Source organism: Blastomonas sp. CCH9-A1 (assembly GCF_001557175.1).
GTDB classification, from domain to species: domain Bacteria; phylum Pseudomonadota; class Alphaproteobacteria; order Sphingomonadales; family Sphingomonadaceae; genus Blastomonas; species Blastomonas delafieldii_A.
This window is the reverse complement of record NZ_LSHM01000004.1, coordinates 61,256-82,507: the sequence shown is the minus strand read 5'-3', so window position 1 is coordinate 82,507 and position 21,252 is coordinate 61,256. Positions and strand designations below refer to the sequence as shown.

General features: G+C 64.0%; 17 protein-coding genes and 1 tRNA gene. 9 read left to right on the top strand and 9 right to left on the bottom strand.

The annotated features are described in order from the left end of the window. Positions 1-58: 58 nt before the first annotated feature. From AX725_RS01835 to AX725_RS01805, 7 genes are all read right to left on the bottom strand, one after another. A complete protein-coding gene (locus tag AX725_RS01835; protein ID WP_060978412.1) occupies positions 59-1,564 on the bottom strand; it encodes a DNA recombination protein RmuC in 1,506 nt (501 codons plus the stop codon). A 552-nt stretch (positions 1,565-2,116) separates the two neighbouring features. After that, a complete protein-coding gene (gene def / locus AX725_RS01830) occupies positions 2,117-2,641 on the bottom strand; it encodes a peptide deformylase (RefSeq protein ID WP_060978413.1) in 525 nt (174 codons plus the stop codon). Between the two features lie 54 nt (positions 2,642-2,695). Beyond that, positions 2,696-3,145, bottom strand: coding sequence for an Hpt domain-containing protein (locus tag AX725_RS01825; protein ID WP_060978429.1), 450 nt, complete (start codon positions 3,143-3,145; stop codon positions 2,696-2,698). Positions 3,146-3,287: 142 nt separating this feature from the next. Then, positions 3,288-4,694, bottom strand: a complete 1,407-nt coding sequence (der, locus tag AX725_RS01820; RefSeq protein WP_060978414.1) for a ribosome biogenesis GTPase Der — start codon at positions 4,692-4,694, stop codon at positions 3,288-3,290. Positions 4,695-4,750: 56 nt separating this feature from the next. Then, positions 4,751-6,076 (bottom strand): PQQ-like beta-propeller repeat protein, encoded by a 1,326-nt coding sequence (locus tag AX725_RS01815; RefSeq protein WP_060978415.1) that lies wholly within the window; start codon positions 6,074-6,076, stop codon positions 4,751-4,753. A gap of 65 nt (positions 6,077-6,141) precedes the next feature. Further along, positions 6,142-6,909, bottom strand: coding sequence for a tetratricopeptide repeat protein (locus AX725_RS01810; protein WP_060978416.1), 768 nt, complete (start codon positions 6,907-6,909; stop codon positions 6,142-6,144). A 117-nt stretch (positions 6,910-7,026) separates the two neighbouring features. Next, positions 7,027-9,888, bottom strand: a complete 2,862-nt coding sequence (locus AX725_RS01805; protein ID WP_066117463.1) for a porin family protein — start codon at positions 9,886-9,888, stop codon at positions 7,027-7,029. A 298-nt stretch (positions 9,889-10,186) separates the two neighbouring features. Between AX725_RS01805 and infA the strand changes: the two genes are divergently transcribed. The 5 genes from infA (at position 10,187) to AX725_RS01780 (ending at position 12,333) form a co-directional block, all read left to right on the top strand. After that, a complete protein-coding gene (gene infA, locus AX725_RS01800; RefSeq protein ID WP_010162480.1) occupies positions 10,187-10,405 on the top strand; it encodes a translation initiation factor IF-1 in 219 nt (72 codons plus the stop codon). Further along, a complete protein-coding gene (locus AX725_RS01795) occupies positions 10,405-10,980 on the top strand; it encodes a Maf family protein (protein WP_060978418.1) in 576 nt (191 codons plus the stop codon). Before infA ends, AX725_RS01795 begins: the two co-directional genes overlap by 1 nt. A gap of 1 nt (position 10,981) precedes the next feature. After that, positions 10,982-11,950 carry a ribonuclease E/G gene (locus AX725_RS01790; protein ID WP_060978419.1) on the top strand — a complete coding sequence of 323 codons (969 nt, stop codon included), beginning with the start codon at positions 10,982-10,984 and terminating at the stop codon, positions 11,948-11,950. 11 nt (positions 11,951-11,961) lie between these two features. Beyond that, positions 11,962-12,126: a DNA gyrase inhibitor YacG gene (locus AX725_RS01785; RefSeq protein ID WP_060978420.1), complete on the top strand. Its 165-nt coding sequence runs from the start codon at positions 11,962-11,964 to the stop codon at positions 12,124-12,126. Between the two features lie 131 nt (positions 12,127-12,257). Continuing rightward, a tRNA-Phe gene (locus AX725_RS01780) sits at positions 12,258-12,333 on the top strand. A 66-nt stretch (positions 12,334-12,399) separates the two neighbouring features. Here AX725_RS01780 and AX725_RS01775 read toward each other — a convergent pair. Continuing rightward, positions 12,400-12,912, bottom strand: a complete 513-nt coding sequence (locus tag AX725_RS01775; RefSeq protein ID WP_060978421.1) for an Lrp/AsnC family transcriptional regulator — start codon at positions 12,910-12,912, stop codon at positions 12,400-12,402. Positions 12,913-13,272: 360 nt separating this feature from the next. Between AX725_RS01775 and AX725_RS01770 the strand changes: the two genes are divergently transcribed. Together AX725_RS01770 and AX725_RS01765 are read left to right on the top strand one after the other, a co-directional pair. Further along, positions 13,273-16,098, top strand: a complete 2,826-nt coding sequence (locus tag AX725_RS01770; RefSeq protein ID WP_060978422.1) for a TonB-dependent receptor plug domain-containing protein — start codon at positions 13,273-13,275, stop codon at positions 16,096-16,098. A gap of 90 nt (positions 16,099-16,188) precedes the next feature. Then, positions 16,189-17,775, top strand: a complete 1,587-nt coding sequence (locus AX725_RS01765) for an amidohydrolase (protein WP_081097089.1) — start codon at positions 16,189-16,191, stop codon at positions 17,773-17,775. Between the two features lie 84 nt (positions 17,776-17,859). Here AX725_RS01765 and AX725_RS01760 read toward each other — a convergent pair whose 3' ends face one another. Then, entirely contained in the window at positions 17,860-18,429 is a 570-nt protein-coding gene (locus tag AX725_RS01760; protein ID WP_060978423.1) for a DUF1993 domain-containing protein, read from the bottom strand. A gap of 109 nt (positions 18,430-18,538) precedes the next feature. On the opposite strand from AX725_RS01760, the gene AX725_RS01755 reads away from it, so the two are divergent. Beyond that, the gene (locus tag AX725_RS01755; RefSeq protein WP_060978424.1) at positions 18,539-19,789 is read left to right on the top strand and encodes a putative DNA modification/repair radical SAM protein; all 1,251 of its coding nucleotides are present in this window, start codon (positions 18,539-18,541) and stop codon (positions 19,787-19,789) included. 4 nt (positions 19,790-19,793) lie between these two features. Beyond that, on the top strand, positions 19,794-21,233 hold the full coding sequence (locus AX725_RS01750; RefSeq protein WP_060978425.1) for a UdgX family uracil-DNA binding protein: 1,440 nt from the start codon (positions 19,794-19,796) through the stop codon (positions 21,231-21,233). Positions 21,234-21,252 lie beyond the last annotated feature (19 nt).

The window sequence follows — 21,252 nt, the reverse complement described above, 5'->3', positions numbered from 1 at the left end:
CCACCACCCGCTGCGCGGGCGGTCCCCCTCCCCCAGCAAGCTGTGGGAGGATTTTAGGTTACTCCGCCGCTTCCTCCGCCTCACCCGCCGCGATCAGCGCGGCATCGCCGTAGCGCGGCAACGCCTCGATCTCGTTGATCGTCTCGAGCTCGCGCTTGCCGGTTTCGATGTTGAGCGCGGCGAACTTGCGGCCAGTGGACAGCACGTTGCGTTCGAAGCTGCCGACGAACTTGTTGTAATGACCGACCGCGCTCGAAAGGCCGGAACCGACGCGCTTCAGATGCTCGGCGGAAACGGCGAGCCGGTCGTACAGCTCCTTGCCGAGCTGGCCAATCTGCCGCGCTTCCTGGGCCAGGCCTTCCTGCCGCCAGACGCTGGCGACGGTGCGCGCGATCGCGACCAGATTGGTCGGGGTCGCGAGCAGCACCTTCTTTTCAAAGGCATAGTCCCAGAGCTTGGCGTCATGCTCCAACGCGGCCGAAAGGAAATGCTCGCCGGGTACGAACATGATGACGTAATCCGGCGCGTCGGCGAACTGGTCCCAATAGGCCTTGCGCGACAGGCCATCGATATGCGCCTTCATCGAGGCGCAATGCGCGGTCAGCGCGATCCTGCGCGCATCATCGTCATCCGCCCCGAAAGCGTCCTGATAGGCGTTCAGCGACACCTTGGCGTCGATCACCAGCGACCGACCGCCGGGCACCTTGACCACCGCATCGGGGCGGAGCCGACCATCCTCGGTATCGACGCTCAGCTCCATCAGGAAATCGGTGCGTTCGGCTAGGCCGCAGCTTTCGAGCACGTTGCGCAGCTGCTGCTCGCCCCAGCGCCCGCGCGCCTTGGGCGCATTGCGAAGCGAATTGACCAGCCGCGCCGCCTCGGTCTGCACCCGCTCCTGCCCGGCACGCATCTGCTCGATCAGCCCGGTCAGGGTGCCATAGGCCTCGCTGCGCGTCGCCTCGATCTTCTGGACCTGCTCCTCATAGCTTTTCAGCCGCTCGCCGACCGGCGCGAGCAGCGCGCGGATCTTTTCCTCGTTCTTCTCCTCGGACTGGGCAAAGCGTTCGTTGGCACGGCGCAGGAACGCCTCCTGCGCTTCGCCGAGCAGCCTGTTGCCGACTTCGCCGAACTGCTGCGCCAACTGCTCACGCGCCTCGACAAGCAGCCTGACCTGCTTTTCGTGATTGGCGGCATCGGCCTTCATCGCGGAAAGCTCGGTCGAAACGGCCTCGTAATGCGTGCGCAGCGAATCGAGCCGCTGAGCCAGATCATCGGCCTGACGCGCACGCTCGCTGGCAGCGGCAAGCTGGCCCTGCATGGTCGCACCCTGCTGCCGCGCCTCGTCGAGCTTCACCGCCAGCTCATCGGCGAGCTTCGCACGCTCGCTAGCACCGGCCAGATCACGGATCGCGGCGTTGAACTGCTCCTGCAGCGCCTTGAGCTGCGCTTGCGCCTCATCGCGCTCCTTGCGCGCATCGGCGACCGGCTTGCCGCCGAGAAACCAGCCGACGCCCAGCCCTACGACCAGAGCAACGACGATGAGGATGGCGACCATCGGGTCCATAATAATACCCCAACAAATCGCGCATGTGCGGGGGGCTCACACCCCCCGCAACGCGCGCATCATTCAGACAATGGATTTCGACAGCGCATCACCGCCATATGATCTGCGCGCTGTCTGAGGAAATCTTCAATCGCACCACGCAGATCGCGAAAACCACGCTTTGACTGGCACAAGAAGAGTCCGTTGCTGTCACGCAAGATCCAAACCCATCGATTATCCAACACACGCAGCAACAGCTTCCCTTTATGCATGGGAATTGCTCCGTGATCGAGAATGGAGAGAAACTTCAGCCTATGAGACGGGTCGATTTCGACATGTGGCGCTATCGCAGGCGGCTCAGATACGCTCTTGTTCTAATTATTGCTTATATCGGAGAGGCACTGCGACTAACCAAGAGAAACCCATCGACCGGGTCGAAGGTCAAAGTCACTAGCTTGCATATTTTTCTAGCTTGAGTTCATAGTCTGCCCCCTTCCATGTCATTGGAACATGTAGGGAACATATCTCAATCAAGCGAATCCAACAACCGCAAAATCCAGTTGTCCACCGAAATCACGCCGCCTTGCGCATCTTCTCGAGCTTTTTCAGCACCATCTGGCGCTTGAGGCGCGACAGGTGGTCGATGAACAGGATGCCCTCGAGATGGTCCATCTCGTGCTGCAGACAGGTCGCCATCAGCCCGTCCATCGCTTCTTCGTGCACCTTGCCGTCGAGATCCTGCCAGCGCGCGCGGATGCTCGCGGGGCGCTCGACTTCGGCATATTGGTCGGGGACCGAAAGGCAGCCCTCGTTGTAGAGCGAGTATTCGGCGGACGGGTCGAGGATTTCGGGATTGATGAAGACGCGCGGCGCCTTGATCGGCTTGCCTTCCTCGTCTTCCTGCTCCTGCAGGTCGATCACCAGCACCCGCTTGGGCACGCCGACCTGGATCGCAGCGAGGCCGATGCCGGGCGCGTCGTACATGGTCTCGAACATGTCGGCGACCAGGGTGCGCAGGTCTTCGTCGAACGTCTCGACAGGGGTGGAGACGGTCTTCAACCGCGGATCGGGCACTTCAAGGATGGGACGGATAGCCATGCCGTCCAGATATGACCGCAAGGCCGCCCGGTCAAGCGGTGGCCGCGGACGCTATCAGGCGCGACCGAAGCTGCGCGGCGCCGACAGGCCGCCGGCAGGGGCGAGCGCGCGTCGGCCAAAGCCGCGTCGCTCGACCAGCGGGTTGGCTTCCTTTTCGAGCAGCGTGAGCGAGCCGAGGAACATCTCGCGCAACGACACCACGTCTTCGAGCAGTTCGTCAGGCTCGACATGCGTCTCGACGCAATGCCGCGCGACCATCTCGATCTTCTCGGACAGCAGGCCAAGGCGCTCGGCACCGAACTGATGCGCTTCGCTCTTCAGCGTGTGCGCGGGCAGCACCAGCCGGGCCGCGTTGCGTTCACGCATCGCAGCTTCGATCGCGTCGACCGACTTGACGCCGTCCTCGCGAAAATAGCCCAGAATGCGCACGAAATCGTTGCCCATAGTCGCCCGTGCATCGGCATAGGTCGACCAGTTGACCAGCGGCGCTTCCTCGTAAGACATGATGCTTTCTCCCGGCATGTCCAAGCACTGACACCGGAAACTACATCGCTAATGGTAAATGAAGTCTTGCGCAAAGCTAGTCATAGATCATTTTAAGACAAAAATGTCGACGACTGCCCTACCTTCAATAATTGCCCCCAAATCAGTTGTTTGAAAAGGGGTTTTTGGGCGCGCGATAGGTCAGGCGAACGGGTACCGCGCCGAATCCAAGCTCGCGACGCAGGCCGTTGACCAGGTAGCGCGAATAGCTTTCGGGCAGCTCATCCACGCGCGTCCCGAAGATGACGAAGCCCGGCGGGCGCACCTTGGCCTGAGTGATATAGCGCAGCTTGATTCGCTTGCCGCCCGGCGCCGGTGGCGGATTGGTCTCCACCGCCATCTCGAACCAGCGGTTGAGCTGACCGGTCGAAACACGCCGCGACCAGGCGGTGCGGGTTTCGAACGCGACCTTGATCAGCGTGTCGATACCCTTGCCGGTCACGCCCGAAATGGTGAGCACCGGCACGCCCTTGAGCTGTGCGAGACCTTCATCGAGCGCGGCCTTGATGCCGTTGAACAGGCTCGAGGCATCCTGCGCCACGTCCCATTTGTTGATCGCGATGACCAGCGCGCGGCCTTCCTTGATCACATGGTCGGCGATCTTGAGCTCCTGCAGCTCCAGCCCGCGCGTCGCATCGAGCAGCAGCACCACGACCTCGGCATAGTCGATCGCGCGGCGCGCATCGGCAACCGAGAGCTTTTCCAGCTTGTCGGTGACCTTGGCCTTCTTGCGCATGCCGGCGGTATCGATCAGCCGCACCTTGCGGGGCGGCGCGCCATCGGCGGGGTTCCAGGTCCAGTCGATCGCGATCGAATCGCGGGTGATGCCGGCCTCGGGCCCGGTGATCAGCCGATCCTCGCCCAGAATCTTGTTGATCAGCGTCGACTTGCCCGCGTTGGGACGCCCCACGATCGCAAGCTGCAACGGCGCGGCTTCCAGAGCGCTTTCGTCAACCGATTCGGCATCGAGATGCACATTGGCGAACTCGGTCTCCGGCTCGCCCTCTTCTTCCCAGTCCTCGATCAGCGGGCGCAGCGCGTCGAACAGTTCGGCCAGCCCCACGCCATGTTCGGCGCTGAACGCGATCGGCTCGCCCATGCCCAGCGCATAGGATTCCATGAGGCCCGCATCGGCAGAACGGCCTTCCGCCTTGTTGCCCATGAGGATGATCGGAGTCTTGGTGGTGCGCAGCCAGCGGGCGATTTCCTCGTCGAGCGGGGTCAGCCCGGCGCGGGCATCGAACACGAAGATCGCCGCGCGCGCGCTGGCGACGGCGGCCTCGGTCTGCTGGCGCATCCGGCCCGGCAGCGTTTCGGGGTCTTCGTCCTCATAGCCGGCGGTATCGACGATCTGGAAATGTAGGCCCAGCAGCTCGGCCTTGCCGACGCGCCGGTCGCGCGTGACACCGGGCTGGTCGTCGACCAGCGCCAGCTTCTTGCCCACCAGACGATTGAACAAAGTGGATTTGCCGACATTGGGCCGGCCGATAATGACGATTTCGGGTAACATTCTGCCGCCTGTATAGCGGAAGGGAGCATTTGTCTCCCCCCGCAATCAGGCTGCCCTTACCTATAGGCGGTAATCGTGCCGCCGTCGTCAAGAATGTAGAGCGTGTTGTTTGCCACGATCGGGGGCAGCGACACCTTCTCCTTCAGCTCGAACAGCAGCGAAAACGTGCCGTCCGCCGGATTGACGCTGCCCACTTCGCCCTCGGTATTGACGGTGAAGAGGCGGCCGCCCGCGAGCACCGGCCCGTTCCAGTAGATCGCGCCTTCCTTCTTCTTTTCCTTGCGGTAGCGCTGCAGCTGGGTCGACCAACGCACCTTGCCGGTGGCGCGTGCGATGCACAGGATGCGCGCGTCGTCGGTCAGCACGAACAGCCATTCGCCCGCGATCACCGGGGTCGAAATCCCCGCGATGTTGAGCTCCCAGATGCGCTGGCCGGTCACCAGCTCATAGGCGGCCATGCGTCCGCCCTCGCCCACCGCATAGACGCGGCCGCGATCGATGATCGGATCGGCATCGATATCGGTCAGCGTCGACACCGAGGTCGAGATGCTGGTGCGCGCCAGAGCATCGGACCACAGGTTGCGCCCGTTTTCATAGCGATAGGCGATCAGCTCACCGCTCGAGAAGCCTGCGACCACGGTGCCCTGCCCTGCCGCAGGTGCCGCGACGCCGAACACGCCCGCCTGGCCGAGCGATCCGCTCTGGCTCCAGGTGGTGGTGCCATCAGTCTGGTTGAGTGCGATGAGCTGGTTGTCCTGCGTCATCACATAGACCGAGCCGAAGGCCAGGGTCGGTGCGCCGCGCAGTGGGCCGGCCGGCTTGACGCGCCAGATCTGCGAACCGTCGCTCGGGTTAAGCGCAGCGACTTCGCCGACGCCGTTGGTGGCATAGACCCGGTTGGCATCGACGCTGACGCCGCCGCCGAAAACCGAGGCCGATCCGCCATTATCCGGCTCGATCGTCACCGACCAGACCGGGGCACCCGACGCGGCATCATAAGCATGAACCGTGCCGCTGGTGTCGATGGCATAGAGGCGACCGTTGAACACAACCGGCGCGGCGGCGAGGCGGACGCGCAGGCTCGACCCTGCAATCCGGGCGCTCCAGGCGCGGGTGATAGTGTCGCCGATGGTCAGATGGCCAATGGCCTTGGTGGCGCTGCCGCCCGGCTGGTTCCAATTTGCGTTGGTCACTGCCGGGGGCAGGATTACCGATACGCCGGCCAGGTCCTTGTCCACCTCCGCACCATTTTCGGCGCGGGTCAGAATGGAGGTTCGATTGCCCACAGTGGGCGTGACGGGCTTGTCCTTGCCGCCCAGAACGCCGCATCCTGCCAGCGTGGCCGACAGCGCGAGAATCGTCGCCCATTTTGCCTTGTGCATTGCCAGTCAAGCTCCCCGAATCATCACTAAATCAACGTCAACGGTAGCGACCCGCAAAATTCTTCTTACTGCGCACCCGACGGTGCGGCCAGACCCGGCGCAGCGGCGGGGGTCGCAACGCCCTGCGCCTTGCCCGGATCATCGACCGCGTCGATGCCCATGACACCCGCCAACTGACGCGCACGTGAACGGATGGTTTCCGGCACCTGCTTGTCTTCGGCCAACTGCTGGAACAGCGGGCCCGCCAGGTCCGGCTTGTTCATCCGCATGTGCGCAATGGCCACCATTTCGCCCGCGCTGCCGAACCAGGGGTTGCCGGGAACCGCCAGCGGCTTGAGCCGCGTGATCACGTCCTGCGGCTTCAGGCTGTCATATTCCGCCGCCGTCTGGCGGATCAGCGCAAGGTCGCGCAGCGGCTGCGGCAGACTGTCATCGCCGGCCACCTTGGCAAAGATCGCCGCTGCCGCCTTGGGATCGTTCTGCTCCTGCTTGATGCCCGCTTGGAGCAGCTGCGCGGCGGCGCGATAGCCCGGCTGATCCGCAGTCTCGAGCGGCTTCAGGGCGTTGGCCGCGCCTGCCAGATTGTTGCCCCGCAGCGCATCGAGCGCATTGGTCATTTCCTCGCCGCGCACGCCGGCAGCCTCGGCCTGGCTGTGCCGGTACCAGAACCAGCCGCCCAGCGCGAGCAGGATGACGACGATGCCGATCAGCAGGTGCCTGCCGTAATTCTGGACGATCCCCGCCATCTGGTCCTGACGCAGCGCATCATCGACTTCGCGCAGGAACATGGCGTCGCGCGCGGCGTCTGCGTCCTTATTCGGTGTCAGCGCCAAAACGGGCTCCTTGCATAGCTTTCGCGGCCGAAAGGCGTTCGCCCCGGCTCAAGGTCAGCGTCTTTAAACGCGGGCTTCGCCAAAAGCCATGGCAAATTTGCCACGCCGCCCCCGGGTTCAGAAGCGCTTGCGGAAGCTCAGCGAAACCACGCGTCCCTGCGGATCGATAAAGCCGGGCTGGTAGCGCAGCGGGACTTCGCCCGCCTCGTTGGTCACCCGCTGCTGCGCGTTGAAGATGTTGTCTACCCCCAGCCGCAGGCGTGATCCCTTGAGGAACGGCAGTGCCTCGGTCAGCTTGGGCTTGTTGTCGAAATTGACGAACGCGCGCATGCCGAAGGTCGCGATATCGTTGAAGCGCAGGTCGGTGGAGCCCGGCAGCCCGCCGCCGTCGACGCGCGATCCGCTCTGGTAATTGCCCGTAAAGCGCAGGCCGATGCCGTTGAGGAACAGCCCGCCCTCCAGCTCGACGCCATGCCGCGGCACGCCGCCGTTCGATCCGATGGCCGAGCCGCCCAGCAGGTCGAGATCGGCCAGTCCCGGACGGATGCGGATCGTCTCGGCAAAGCGGACGGTATGATAGATCGAGATGTTCCAGCGACCGCCACGCCCGCCCGCGCCAGGACCGAAGCCGCCTGACGGACCACGCGGCGGACCACCGGCGCCGGGGCCACGCGGAGGTCCGCCCGCCGCTGCACGCTCGCCCCCTGGACCGCCCGGCGGAGGACCGCCGGCCCCCGGACCACGCGGCGGGCCGCCCGCGCCCTGCCGCCCAGGACCACCGGGGCCGCCAGCGCCGCCACCGCGTTCATCGCCACCGATCCGCTTCGAGAAGTTGATGCCGTAGCGCAGCCGATCGCTGGTCACCCGATCATAGTTGATCGCGCGCTGGTCGATCGCGAGCAGCGTGCCGTCATTGTCGCGGATGATGCGGTCGGGGAAAGCGGCCTCGATCTCGGGCGTCAGGATCGGGAAGGATGCCGTGGTGCCATAGCTGCGGTTGCGGATGAACTCGGCAAGGAAATCGAGCCCCTCGACGAACGGCGGCCGATAGCTCAGCGACACCTTGACGTCGCGACGCTCCTCGGCCGTCAGCAGCGGATTGCCGCCCGAAATGATGGTCGCCAGCACCGTCTCGTTGCGCGCAAGATCGAAGGTGCTGACATTGGGCGTGACGATCTGCGGATCGCCCAGCTGGCCGATGCCGGGCGCGGCCTCCTCGCCGATCAGCGAGGCCTGGATCGTCAGCGTGTCGGTCGGCGACCAGTTAAGCCCATAGCCGAAACTCAGCAACCCGCCGACATCGCTCAGCTCGCGATAGCCGAGATTGCCGTTGACCGAGAGCTTGCCGAACCAGTCGGACATATAGGTGTCGACCAGCGGCACATCGATGTTCGCCGAGACGTTCGCCTCGCTTCGGGTGAGCGAGACGCTGCCCTGCCCTGCCCTGCGGCTGTCGGTCGAATCCTGCAGGCGGCGGGCAAAGCCGCCGACCAGGGTGAGGTTGACCGGGCCGGCCGGCAGATCGGCCAGCTTGCCATTGGCGGTGAGCTGCGTGTTGAACAGCTGGTTGCGGCTCTCTGCCGTATCGCTCACCAGGCCGGGCAGCAGCGAACCCAGCGTCCCGGTGAACGGATTGATCGCTCCGCTCGCGCGCGAAATCGCGGCCTGGACGCCGCTCGTGTCCACGGGCTGATCGATGATCGTCAGCGTATCGACCCGGGTATAGTCACCCGTTAGCGCCCATTTCCAGTTCGCAGGCAGCACGCCATTCGCGTTGAAACCCAGCGAATAGGTGTCGCTATCGACCGTCCGGGTGATCGCGCGTGGATCGCCGAACGCCGTGAGCAGGCTGACATCGCGGCCGAAGGGGTTGAACGGGTTGGCCGCAGGAACCGTCAGCGTGGCAGTGTTGAGTCCGAGCAGCGAGGTCGCGAAATTGTTCGTATAGGTCGCGTTGACCTGGACATTGGTGTCCGGCCCCAGATTGCGGGCATAGGTCGCGTTCGCCTGGATGCGGTCCGAATTGGGGATGAGCGTGCGGAACTCGCCCAGATCGGTCGTGTTCGGCGCGGCATTGAAGGCGGAGAGCGCCGGGGCGCCGGTCAGTCCCTGTGGCACGCCTGCCAGCGTCACCGTCCGCCCGGCGAGCGCGCTCAGCGCCGGGCTGATCTCGGCGCCCGTTCCGAAGGGCGACGCGCCGACATTGCCACCCAGCGCAAAAGGTGCGCTGCTGTCCGGCTGCACGATCCCGCGCTCGCTCTCACGCAGGGCGGTCGCCATCTCGTATTCCACGTCGATGATCAGCCGGGTGTCCTTGCCCAGCTTGGTAAAGGTGCCTTCGAACTCGGTCGTGCCATAACCGCCCTGGGTCGAAAGGCCGTTGTCGACCTCCGCCGCGAGGCTCTGGTAATTGTCGACCAGAATGAAGTTGATGACGCGCTGATCGGGGCGGAAGCCGTATTTGAGCGCGAGCTCTTCGGGGAACACCTCGACCTTGGCGATAGCCTCGGGCGGAATGTCACGGATCGCGCGGAAACCGGAGACGCGCTGGCCGTTGAGCAGCACCACCGGGCCGTCGCCGCCGCGCCCGCGCGCGCTGCCGGTCTGCGGCGCAATCTGTTGCAGCAGCTCGGCGAGCGACGAGGCGCCATAGCTTGCGACATCCTGCGCATTGAGTTCGGTCACCGGCGGAATGTCGGTCTGGATCGACCCGCGCAGCCGCTCGGCCCGCACCACGATGGTCTCGCCATCGGCATCCGGCTCCGTATCCGGCGGCGGCGGATCGGCGGGGGTTTGCGCCGCATCCTGCGGCTGCGCAGCCTCGGCACTGGCGGCCTTGGCATCGGCCGCTTCATCGTCGAGCGATGCAGCCAGTGCGGCAGGGCTCGCGGCAACCAGCAGCACCGATGCGAGGGACAGGCCGAGCGGGCGGCGCACGGCGCATGGGTCGTTTGACCGTGAGAGCGGCAGAAGGATCATGGGGGACAGCGTCTCTTTATCTTCGGCGACGATGGGGGCAGCGCCTGGGGGATTGATCTGTTGCAGCGCAATATGATGCGGATGCCTGCATTGCCCAGTGCTGAATTGTAACAAATTTTAGCCAGACCTTCGGTTCGCCGCGTCGGCCAGCCCCTTGCAAACTCCCGTCTTTTCTTTTGCACGCTTTGTCTGTAAGGCGCGCTGAACTTTGCGCGGGCTCACGGGTATCCCGTCCGTGCAGACAGGCGGTGTGAAAAGGTCGCGCCGCCACAAACGCAAACCACATTGCAGGGGCCGAATGGCAAAAGAAGAACTTCTCGAAATGCGCGGCCAGGTGGTCGAACTGCTTCCCAACGCCATGTTCCGCGTGAAGCTGGAAAACGATCATGAAATTCTGGGCCATACCGCCGGCAAGATGCGCAAGAACCGCATCCGCGTGCTGGTGGGCGACGAGGTTCTGGTCGAGCTGACGCCTTATGATCTGACCAAGGGCCGGATTACCTACCGCTTCAAATAATGGCGCAGCTGATCCTCGCATCGGCCAGCCCCCGCCGCCAGCAATTGCTGGCGCGGATCGGCGTCACTGCGGACGCCATCATCCCCGCCGATATCGACGAATCCTCCCGCAAGGGCGAACTGCCGCGCGTCTATGCCCGGCGCATGGCGGCGGAAAAGGCGGCAGTGATTGCCGCGCAGCATCGCGATAGTACCGTGTTGTCCGGCGATACGGTCGTCGCCGCCGGTCGGCGCATCCTGCCCAAGGCAGAGAGCGAGGCCGATGCACGCATGTGCCTGGACCTCATTTCCGGACGGCGGCATCTGGTGCTGTCTGCGGTCACGCTGATGCTGCCCGGCGGACGCGCCCTGCACCGGCTTTCCGAGAGCATCGTGACCTTCAAGCGGCTGCATGCCGACGAGGTGGAAGCCTATATTGCGGGCGGCGAATGGCAGGGCAAGGCGGGCGGCTATGCCATCCAGGGCAGCGCCGAGGCGCTGATCCGGTCGATATCGGGCAGCTATAGCGGCATCATGGGCCTGCCGCTCTACGAGACCCGCAGCATGCTGCTCAGCGCCGGCCTGCTCAAGCCCTGACATGGCCCACTGGCTCTACGAAAACGGCATCGGCGAAGAGCGCGCAGCGCTGATCGAGCGGGGCCGGATCGTCGAGGCCTGCATCCAGCGAAACGATGACACATATGCTGTCGGCGCCGTGCTCGACGTCAAGCTGCTCGCCAGGAGCGCGGGAGGTCATCGTGCGCGGGCGCTGTTGCCCGATGGCAGCGTGGCAATGATCCAGCCGGTGCCCAAGGGCGCCAGCGAAGGCGCGATCGTCCGCGCGCAGATCGTGCGCGAGGCGATGATCGAGCCCGGCACCCGCCGCGCCAAGCCCCCGCGCCTCAAGCCCGTCCCCGCCGAAACGCCGCTGCGCGCGGCCCCGCGCCTGATCGACCGGCTGAACGCCGAAGGCATCGAGATCATCCGCTGCGTTGCGGGCGGCCCCGACCGGCTTGCCGATGCGGGCTGGAACGACGTGATCGAGGAGGCCGAGATCGGCCAGGTCGCCTTTGCCGGCGGGCTGCTGACCTTCTCGCCAACGCCCGCGATGATGGTCGTCGATGTGGACGGCGATGTCGCGCCACGCGCGCTGGCGCTTGCCGCTGCCCCCGCGCTTGGGCAATCGATCCGGCGGCACGGGATCGGCGGGGGCATCGTGGTCGATTTCCCGGCCCTGTCGGACAAGGCGGATCGCAATGCCGTGGTCGAAGCGTTCGATGCGGCGATGCAGCTGCCGTGCGAGCGAACCGCGATCAACGGCTTCGGCCTGATGCAGATCGTCGCGCGTCGCCCGCGTGCATCGCTGATCGAGCTGCACGCCGTCGATCCTGTGCGCTGGAGCCTGCTGGGCCAGTTGCGCAGCGCCGAGCGTTCGGGCGGCACCGGCCCGATCGCGCTGGCGCTCGCTCCCGCCGAATCGGCTTTGCTGGATCGCCAGCCCGACTGGCTGGAAGAACTGCAGCGGCGCACCGGGCGACCGGTTGCAGTTGATCCGCACCAGCCCTAGATGCGGAGGCCATGAGCACCCCCCGCCCCTGCCCCTTGTGCAAGCAACCAGCACGCCCCGATTTCGCGCCTTTTTGCAGCAAGGCCTGCAAAGATCGCGACCTGCTGCACTGGCTGGGCGAAGGCTATCGCGTGCCCGGCCCGCCCGCTGACCGGCCCGATGCCGAATATGATTGAGCGGCAATGGCGGGCAGGTGATTTTGCTATGGACAAGCCTGCCCAAGCCTGCCTATAGGCGGCGCTCCAAATCGCCGGTCTGGCGATGAGCCTTGAAAGCCCACCCTGCAAACGGTGCGGCACGGCCCGATGCCCGGGTAGCTCAGTTGGTAGAGCATGCGACTGAAAATCGCAGTGTCGGCGGTTCGATCCCGTCCCCGGGCACCACTCCTTATTCCTTGCCCGCAACAGTCCATGCGCTGCGAATCGGACGATTCGCGCTGCCCGCATGGCTCAGCCGGCGTGGCGTGCCTGCTTCTTGCCGCGCTCAAATATGATCGGCACCGCAGAGCGGCGGGCAACCTCGCGCAATACAAAGCTGCTGCGAATTTTTGCGACATTCGGCAGGTTGGATAGTTCGCGACGATAGATTTCATCATACTCGTCCAGCGAGCTTACGTGGATCATGATTATGAAGTCGGTATCACCCGAGATGAATCCACAATAGGATATCGAAGGGCATTTGATAACTTCGCGTTCGAATTCGTCAAGCACATGTTCTGCCTGCGATCGCAGTTCGACCATCACAATAACCACGCCAGAAAATCCCAGTTCCTGCAAGGAAAGACTGGCGCTGTAGCCCATGATTATTCCCGCTTCCTCCATGATTCGGCGACGACGGGCCACGGCGGTACTAGAAAGATTGATCAACTCGCCCAATGCCACGTCGGACATTCGGCCTTCGGACGACAAAGCCTCAAGGATTCGAAAATCGGTTCTGTCGAGCTCCAGCGCAGCGGATTTCATCCAATTTCCCCAGTTTTGATTGGTTATCCGCACAAATTCCGGGCGAATCTGGCAAATTTCGATGTTTATTCTGCCCCGTTTTCTGTTAGCCTGCAAGGGCGAAGGGGCAGAATGGCTCCGGCAATCAGGGATAAAGGCACATAATCGTTCAGCGACGCACAACAATATTCCATTTCGTGCGGATCAGGACGATCAGGATTGCCTCAATGCAAGGACTGAAGATTATAAAATAACAAATCAGGAGAAGATGGCGAAAGGCCCTGCAAACCAGATAATTGGGGGTAATCCATGGGGTCCTTTTCTACGCCTTATTCGCAACGTTTACTTCGGACAAAGGCGCTTTTAGCCTGTGCCGCTGCGATGCCGGCACTGGGGTTCGCTCCGGCCGCGCTGGCGCAGTCCGTCGGTGATCAGGCCGCCGAGCAAGCCAGCGAAGCCGATGGCGAGGCCGAGAAGATTATCACCGTTACCGGATCGCGCATCGCCCGCGATGGCTATGATGCCCCCACCCCGGTCAATGTCGTCACCGAAGCCGAGCTCGACGCCGAACCCCAGGCGAATATCGGTGATTATGTCAGCACGCTGCCAGCGGTCAGGGGCAGCCAGTCCTCCTCGACCAATTCGGGTTCGCTTTCCAACGGCCAGGCCGGGATCGCGACGGTCAACCTGCGCAATCTGGGCGCGAACCGCACGCTCATCCTGATCGACGGGCAGCGCTCGGTCGCATCGGCCACAGTCGGCTTTGTCGACGTCCAGACCATCCCGCAGGGCCTGATCAAGGGCGTGGAAGTGGTCACCGGCGGCGCCTCGTCGGCTTATGGATCGGATGCGGTCGCAGGGGTCGTCAATTTCATCCTCGACAAGGATTTCACCGGGCTCAAGGCCGAGTACGAATATGGCATCACCACCTATGGCGATGTGCCGAACCATCTCGTCCGCTTGACCGGCGGCACCAATTTCGCCGATGGCCGGGGCAAGCTGTTGCTGGCGGGCGATTATTTCACACAAGAAGGCGTCGATACGATCGACCGCAAATGGCAGCAGAGCGGCTTCTTCCAGATCGACAATCCGGCCTATGCTGTCGGCAATGGCCAGCCCGAACGGCTGGTCGCTGCAGGAATCGGCACCTATCAGTTCACGCCGGGCGGAATCGTCAATTCCGGCCCCTTGCGCGGCACCTATTTCGGTTCGATCAATCCGGCCACCGGCCAGGCCAGCCTAAACCAGTTCACCTATGGCCCCAATCGCGGCCAGTGGATGCAGGGCGGCGATTTCCGCATCAGCCGCGAAGGGCATCTCAATTCGAACTCGCTCGCGCCAGACGAGAAGCGCATCAACGTCTTCGGCCGCGCGAGCTATGAATTCTCGCCCGCGTTCGAACTGTACGGCCAGGTCTCCTATTCGCGCTACGAGGGGCAGAGCTTCTACCAGAAGACCCCCTCCCCCTCGGTCGTGATCCAGCGCGACAATGCGTATCTGCCCGATGCGTTTCGCGCGCTGATGGTCGCCAACAACCTCACCAGCGTCACGATCGGCACCGGCAATTTCGCCATACCGGCACAGGGCAGCGACAATACGCGCGATGTCTATCGCTACGTCGCGGGTCTCAAGGGCGCGTTCGACACCGGCAGCATCGCCTGGAGCTATGATGCCTATTATCAGCTCGGCATCGCCAAGACCCAGGAACAGCTGACCAACACCTGGGTGACCTCGCGCCTGGCGCTCGCGACGGATGCGGTGCGCAATTCGGCGGGCACGATCGTCTGCCGATCGACGCTGACCAACCCGACCAATGGCTGCGTGCCGATCAACCGCATCGGCCTCGCGCCGGTCAGCGACGCCGCGCTCAATTACATCTTCAACGACGGCCTGCAGCCCTCGCGGCGGCAGCGGCTGCAGCAGGATGTCGCCGCAGTCACCTTCCAGACCGCGAGCCTGTTCGAAAACTGGGCGGGCCCGGTCAGCCTGGCCTTCGGCGCCGAATATCGCCGCGAAGAGGTCGATGGGTCGCTCAATCCCGATGCGCCCAACAATCTGGGCTTTCTCTACGGCAATTACCGGGTCACCACTGGCGATTACGATGTGAAGGAAGCGTTCGTCGAGACGGTATTCCCCGTCTTCGAGGGGGCTGATCTCAACGGCGCGCTGCGCGTTACCGACTATTCGACCTCCGGCACGGTCGTCACCTGGAAGCTGGGCGGGACCTGGCAGGTGATCGACGATTTCAAGCTGCGCGTGACCCGCTCGCGCGACATTCGTGCGCCCAATCTCAACGACCTGTTCGCGCCGGGCACCGCGCGCACCAACACCGTCAACGTGCCGGTCGCGGGCGGCGGCACCCGTGCCGACACGTTCCTCGAGCAGATTACCGGCAACCTCAACCTCGCTCCCGAGGTCGCGCGCACCTGGGGCGTCGGCGGGGTGTTCATGCCCAGCTTCCTGCCCGGCTTTGCCGCTTCGGTCGATTATTTCGACATTGCGCTCAGTGGCGCGATCGCCACGCTCACCGCGCAGACCACCGCCAATCTGTGCTTCGAGCAGAATGTCGCATCGCAATGCGCGCAGATCGCCTTCGCTGCGCCGAACGATATCAGCACGATCACGCTGGTTCCGTTCAACTTCTCGTCGGTCAAGGTGCGCGGCATCGATTTCGAGGCGAGCTATCGCCGTGCGATCGGTCCGGGCAATCTGACGCTGCGTGCGGTCGTCTCGCATTATATCGACAATATCACCGACAACGGCATCAACGCGCCGGTCGATCTGGCCGGGCAGAATGCCGGCGGCGGCGATGCGACGCCTTCCTGGAACTATCGCCTGTCGGCCAATTACGACACCGAAAGCTGGTCGTTCAATGCGGTGGGCCGCGGCTTTTCCGATGGCGTCTACAACAACAATTTCATCGAGTGCCAGACCGGCTGTCCGCTCTCCACCCCCGATTTCCGCACGATCAACACCAACCGGATCGACGGCCAATGGTATCTCGACCTTTCGGTGACCAGGCGGTTCAAGATCGCCGCGTCCGAGGCGGAGGTGTTCCTCTATGTCCGCAACGTGTTCGATACCGACCCGGTGCTGGTCGGCAACGGCCCGACCGGTGACAACACGCCGGCCTATCCGCAGACCAACCGCAGCCTCTATGACGTGCTTGGCCGCGTCTTCCGCATGGGGGTTCGTTTCACGCTGTAACCGCAGACACGACAGGGTACGCTTGCATCCCTGCTCCGTGCCCTGTCGTGACCAGTGCCCGTCCAATCAACGCCTTGTACCAGGAAACCGATGACGATGACCCGATCGATGAAATTGCTGACCGCCCTGTTGATGGCCTCCACTCCGTTCGCGGCGCAGGCCAAGGCACCCGCCGCGATGAAGAAGGAGGCGATGGCGGAAGTCGACGAACAGGCCAAGCTCGTCCAGGAAATGGTCGATTCCGTGTTCAGCTTTCAGGAGCCGGGCTTTCAGGAATTCGAGACCGCCGAATATCTGACCGGAATACTGGAAAAGAACGGCTTCACCATCACCAAGGGGGTGGCAGGCATCCCCACCGCCTGGACCGCGACCTGGAGCAATGGCGATGGGCCGGTGGTGGCGCTTGGATCGGATGTCGACGGGCTGCTCGGCCTGTCGCAGATGCCTGGCGTGCCGCAATTGAAGCCGATCGTGCCGGGCGCGCCCGGCCATGGCGAGGGGCATAATTCGGGCATGCCGCTGATCGTTGCCGCCGCGATTGCCGCCAAGGAGGTGATGATCAAGCACGGCATCAAGGGCAAGCTGATGCTCTGGCCGGGCGTCGCCGAGGAGCTGCTGGCAACCAAGGCCTATTATGTCCGCGCAGGGCTGTTCAAGGACGTGGATGTCTCGATCTTCACCCATGTCGCCTCCAGCTTCGGCACCAGCTATGGCGATTCCGGCAATAACGGCATGGTCTCGGTCGAATACACGTTCAAGGGCATCACCAGCCATGCCGCAGGCGCGCCCTGGTCCGGGCGCAGCGCGCTGGACGCGGTGGAACTCATGAACATCGCCTGGAACATGCGACGCGAGCATTTGCCGCTCACCCAGCGCTCGCATTATGTCATCACCAATGGCGGCGGGCAGCCCAATATCGTCCCGGGCGAGGCATCGGTCTGGTATTATTTCCGCGAGCAGAATTTCGAGTCCATCCGGCATCTCTACAATACCGGCAGCGACATCGCCGAAGCCGCCGCCAAGGCGACAGGCACGTTCGTCAGCCGCCGGGTGCTGGGCTATGCCGCACCCAATTTCGGCAACAAGCCGCTCGCCGAAGCCGCGCAAGCCAATATCGAGATGGTCGGCATGCCCAAATGGTCACCCGAGGACCAGGCGTTTACCAAGGCAGTGCAAGAGGCGCTGAAGTTCAAGATCGCGCCGCTCAAGACCACGGTCGAGCCACTCTCGACGCCCGAAACGCGCGGCACTTCGATGGGCGGCGGATCGGACGATATCGGCGACATCATGTGGACGGTGCCGACGATCACCATCCGCTTTCCGTCGAACATTCCCAGCATGATCGGGCATAACGTCACCTCGGCGATCGCGATGGCGACGCCGATCGCGCACAAGGGCGCGGTCGCGGGAGCGAAGGCGGTGGCACTGACCGTGCTCGACGTGATGACCACGCCCAAGCTGGTCAGCGACGCCAAGACCTATTTTACCACGGTGCAGACCAAGGATCAGAAATACGATCCGGTGCTCACCCCCGAAGACCAGCCCGCCATCCACCTCAACAAGGAGCTGATGGAGCGCATCCGGCCCGAGCTGAAGAAATATTATTACGATCCCAGCAAATACAGCTCGTATCTGGAGCAGCTGGGCATCACCTATCCGCAGCTGACGCCGCAATAAACCGTGGCGGCATGCCATCGGGTCGCACCGATCGCCGGGCAGAGTTGGTGCAAGTCGCCCGCTCTGCCCGGCGCAGCCCGCCGGTCACCTTGCGCCGGGCATCGTTCCCGGACGAAGATATGGCAACAGATGACCGACATAGTCGATCTTGCCGAGCGGCGCGCCCTGCGCGCGCAGGATCGCATAGGCGGTCATCACGTGGAAATAGAATTGCGGGATCGCCCAATCGCGCGCGTACTGGGCCGCAGTGAAGTCGAAGATCATGCCCATCGGCAGTTCATGCGCGATTGCCATATCGTCCGCGACATCCGCCAGGCCATCTGCGGCTGCCTCCACGATGGCAATGGTATCGGCAATGCGTGCCTGCGCATCGGCGATGGTCCATGGCTTTGCGCCCGCTTCCACCCCTTCGCCGCGCAACGCCGCGATCGCATCGGGAAAATCCTGCCCGCGCAGCCGCGCCATCGCCTCCTGCGCCTGAACGCAGGCAAAGCAAATCTGCGTGAACAATGGGAACATGTCGGGCGCCAGCCGCGCCTGCATGATCTGCGCCGACTGTTCGGCATCGAAATGCTGCTCCGCCTTGCCCAGCCAGGCCGAAAGCGCGCCCAGCATCTGCACGAAACTGGGTACGAGAGTATCCTTGAGGTTCATTCGTTGGTCCCTTTTGCGATGCGCCACCTTAGCCGGAACCTCCCGCCGGCAAAGCCTTTCGCTTGAAATTAAACTGTTCTTTCTTTGTTCCAATCTCTATATGCGGAGTATGAGCGAAAAACCGATTCTGCAGAAGCTGGCCTTGCTCGCCGATGCGGCGAAATATGACGCTTCGTGCGCATCTTCGGGCACGGTGCGGCGCGACTCCACGGGTACCAAGGGTATCGGCTCGACCGGCGGCATGGGCATCTGCCACAGCTATGCGCCCGATGGGCGGTGCATCTCGCTGCTAAAGATCCTGCTCACCAATTTCTGCATCTACGATTGCCGCTTCTGCATCAATCGCGCGTCGAGCAACGTGCCGCGCGCGCGGTTCAACCCGGCCGAGGTCGTCCGGCTGACGCTCGATTTCTACAAGCGCAACTATATCGAGGGGCTGTTCCTGTCCTCGGGCATCATCCGGTCGGAGGACTATACGATGGAACAACTGGTCGAGGTCGCCCGGCTGCTGCGTGAGGAGCACCGGTTCGGCGGCTATATCCACCTCAAGACGATCGCGGGCGCTTCGCCCGAATTGATCGCCAAGGCAGGGCTCTATGCCGATCGGCTTTCGACCAATGTCGAGCTGCCGACCGAGGATGGCTTGAAGAGCTTCGCGCCGGAGAAGAAGCCGCAGACGATCCGCAAGACCATGGCCAATGTCCGCGTCGGCGTCGAAGATGCAGTCGAGGCGCGCAAGGACCGGCTGCTCAAGAAGGCAAAACCGCCGCGCTTCGCGCCCGCGGGCCAATCGACCCAGATGATCGTCGGCGCAGACGGCGCGCGCGACGACGATATCCTCGCTTCGGCCACCAGCCTCTATTCGGGCTATCGCCTGCGCCGGGTCTATTATTCGGCCTATAGCCCGATCCCCGATGCCAGCAGCGACCTGCCCCCGGTGCGCCCGCCGCTGATGCGCGAGCACCGGCTGTATCAGGCCGATTGGCTGCTGCGCTTCTATGGCTTCGACCGCGCCGAGATCATGGCCGGAGCGAACGAGGGCATGCTCGACCTGTCGATCGATCCCAAGCTGGCCTGGGCGCTGCAGCGGCGCGAGAGTTTTCCGGTCGATATCAACCGCGCACCGCGCGAGATGCTGCTGCGCGTGCCGGGCCTCGGCACCAAGGCGGTTGACCGGATTATCGCGGCACGCCGGCTGGGCGCGATCCGCATCGGCGATCTGGCGCGCCTTACCGCCTCGGTGAAGAAGGTGCTGCCCTTCGTCACCACGGCCGACTGGCGACCCGGGGGCCTTACCGACAGCGCCAATCTGCGCGCGCGCTTCGCGCCGGCGCCCGAGCAGATGAGCCTCGCGCTGTAGGGCCATGCGCGAGATCATCCTCCAGCAGCCGGGCGAGTTCGAAGAGTGGCGCGGCCATGCACGAGCGCTGCTCGCCGCCCGCGTGCCGCCCGAGGATATCGTCTGGCGGCCTGCGGGCGAAAGCGCCTCACTGTTCGCCGACAGCGCGCCGCTCCAGCCCCAGCGTACGGTCAGCCTGCCCCGCGAACTGGTCGCCATTGCCGACCGGGTGATCTGCCATCGCGACGATGGCGTGCCCTCGCGACTGTACCGGGTGCTGTGGCGCGCGCTCGACGATCGCAAGCTGATCGAGCGGCGCACCGATCCCGATACCGACTGGCTGATGCGTTGCGACAAGGCGATCCGGCGCGATCTGCACAAGATGCACGCCTTTGTCCGCTTTCGCAGGCTGGGCGAGGACGGATGCGGACGCGAGCGCTACATCGCCTGGTTCGAGCCCGAGCATCGCATCCTGCGGCTGGCCGCGCCTTTTTTCCGCAAGCGCTTCTACGGCATGGATTGGGCGATCCTCACCCCCGATGCCCGCGCGATATGGCATGCCGAGGAGCTGCATCTCGGGCCCGGCGGCACGCGCGACGAAGTACCCGATCACGACGTGGTCGAGGACCAGTGGCGCACCTATTATGGCGCCATCTTCAACCCGGCCCGGGTCAAGATCGCCGCCATGCGCGCCGAGATGCCCAAGAAATACTGGCACAATCTGCCCGAGGCAAAGGACATTGCGCCGCTGATCGCGGGGGCCGAGGCGCGGGTGGAACGGATGCGCGAGACAGCCGTCTCGCTTGCCAATCCCCGCAGCGACAAATGGCGCGTGCGCGGGGAAGCGGAGACTGTCTTGCCCGAGGCCATCGCATCGCTGGACGATCTGAACCAGGCCGTGCGCGCCTGCACCCGCTGCCCGCTGCATTGTCACGCGACCCAGGCGGTGACTGGCGAAGGCCCCCGCCAGGCGCGGATCATGCTGGTCGGCGAACAGCCGGGTGACCGCGAGGATCTGGAAGGCCGTCCGTTCGTCGGTCCCGCGGGACAGCTGCTCGACGAAGCCCTCACCGAGGCCGGGCTCGACCGCGCGACGCTCTACGTCACCAACGCGGTCAAGCATTTCAAGTTCGTCGCGCGCGGCAAGCGCCGACTGCACCAGAACCCCAGCACCGGCGAGATCGACATCTGCCGCTGGTGGCTCGATCAGGAGCGCGCGCTGGTGCGGCCCGATCTCATCGTGTCCCTGGGCGGCAGCGCGCTGCGCGGGCTCACCGGCCGGTCGGCCAGCATCTCGTCGATGCGCGGCAAGGTGCACATGCTGGACGATGGCGCGCGTCTCATCGCGACGGTGCACCCCTCGTTCCTGCTGCGTCTGCCCGACCGCGAGCGCGCCAGGGCCGAACGCGATCAGTTCGTCGCCGATCTGGCTTCTGCCAAACATATGGCCGACAGTCTTGCCTGATCGCGCAACCCTCAAGGCC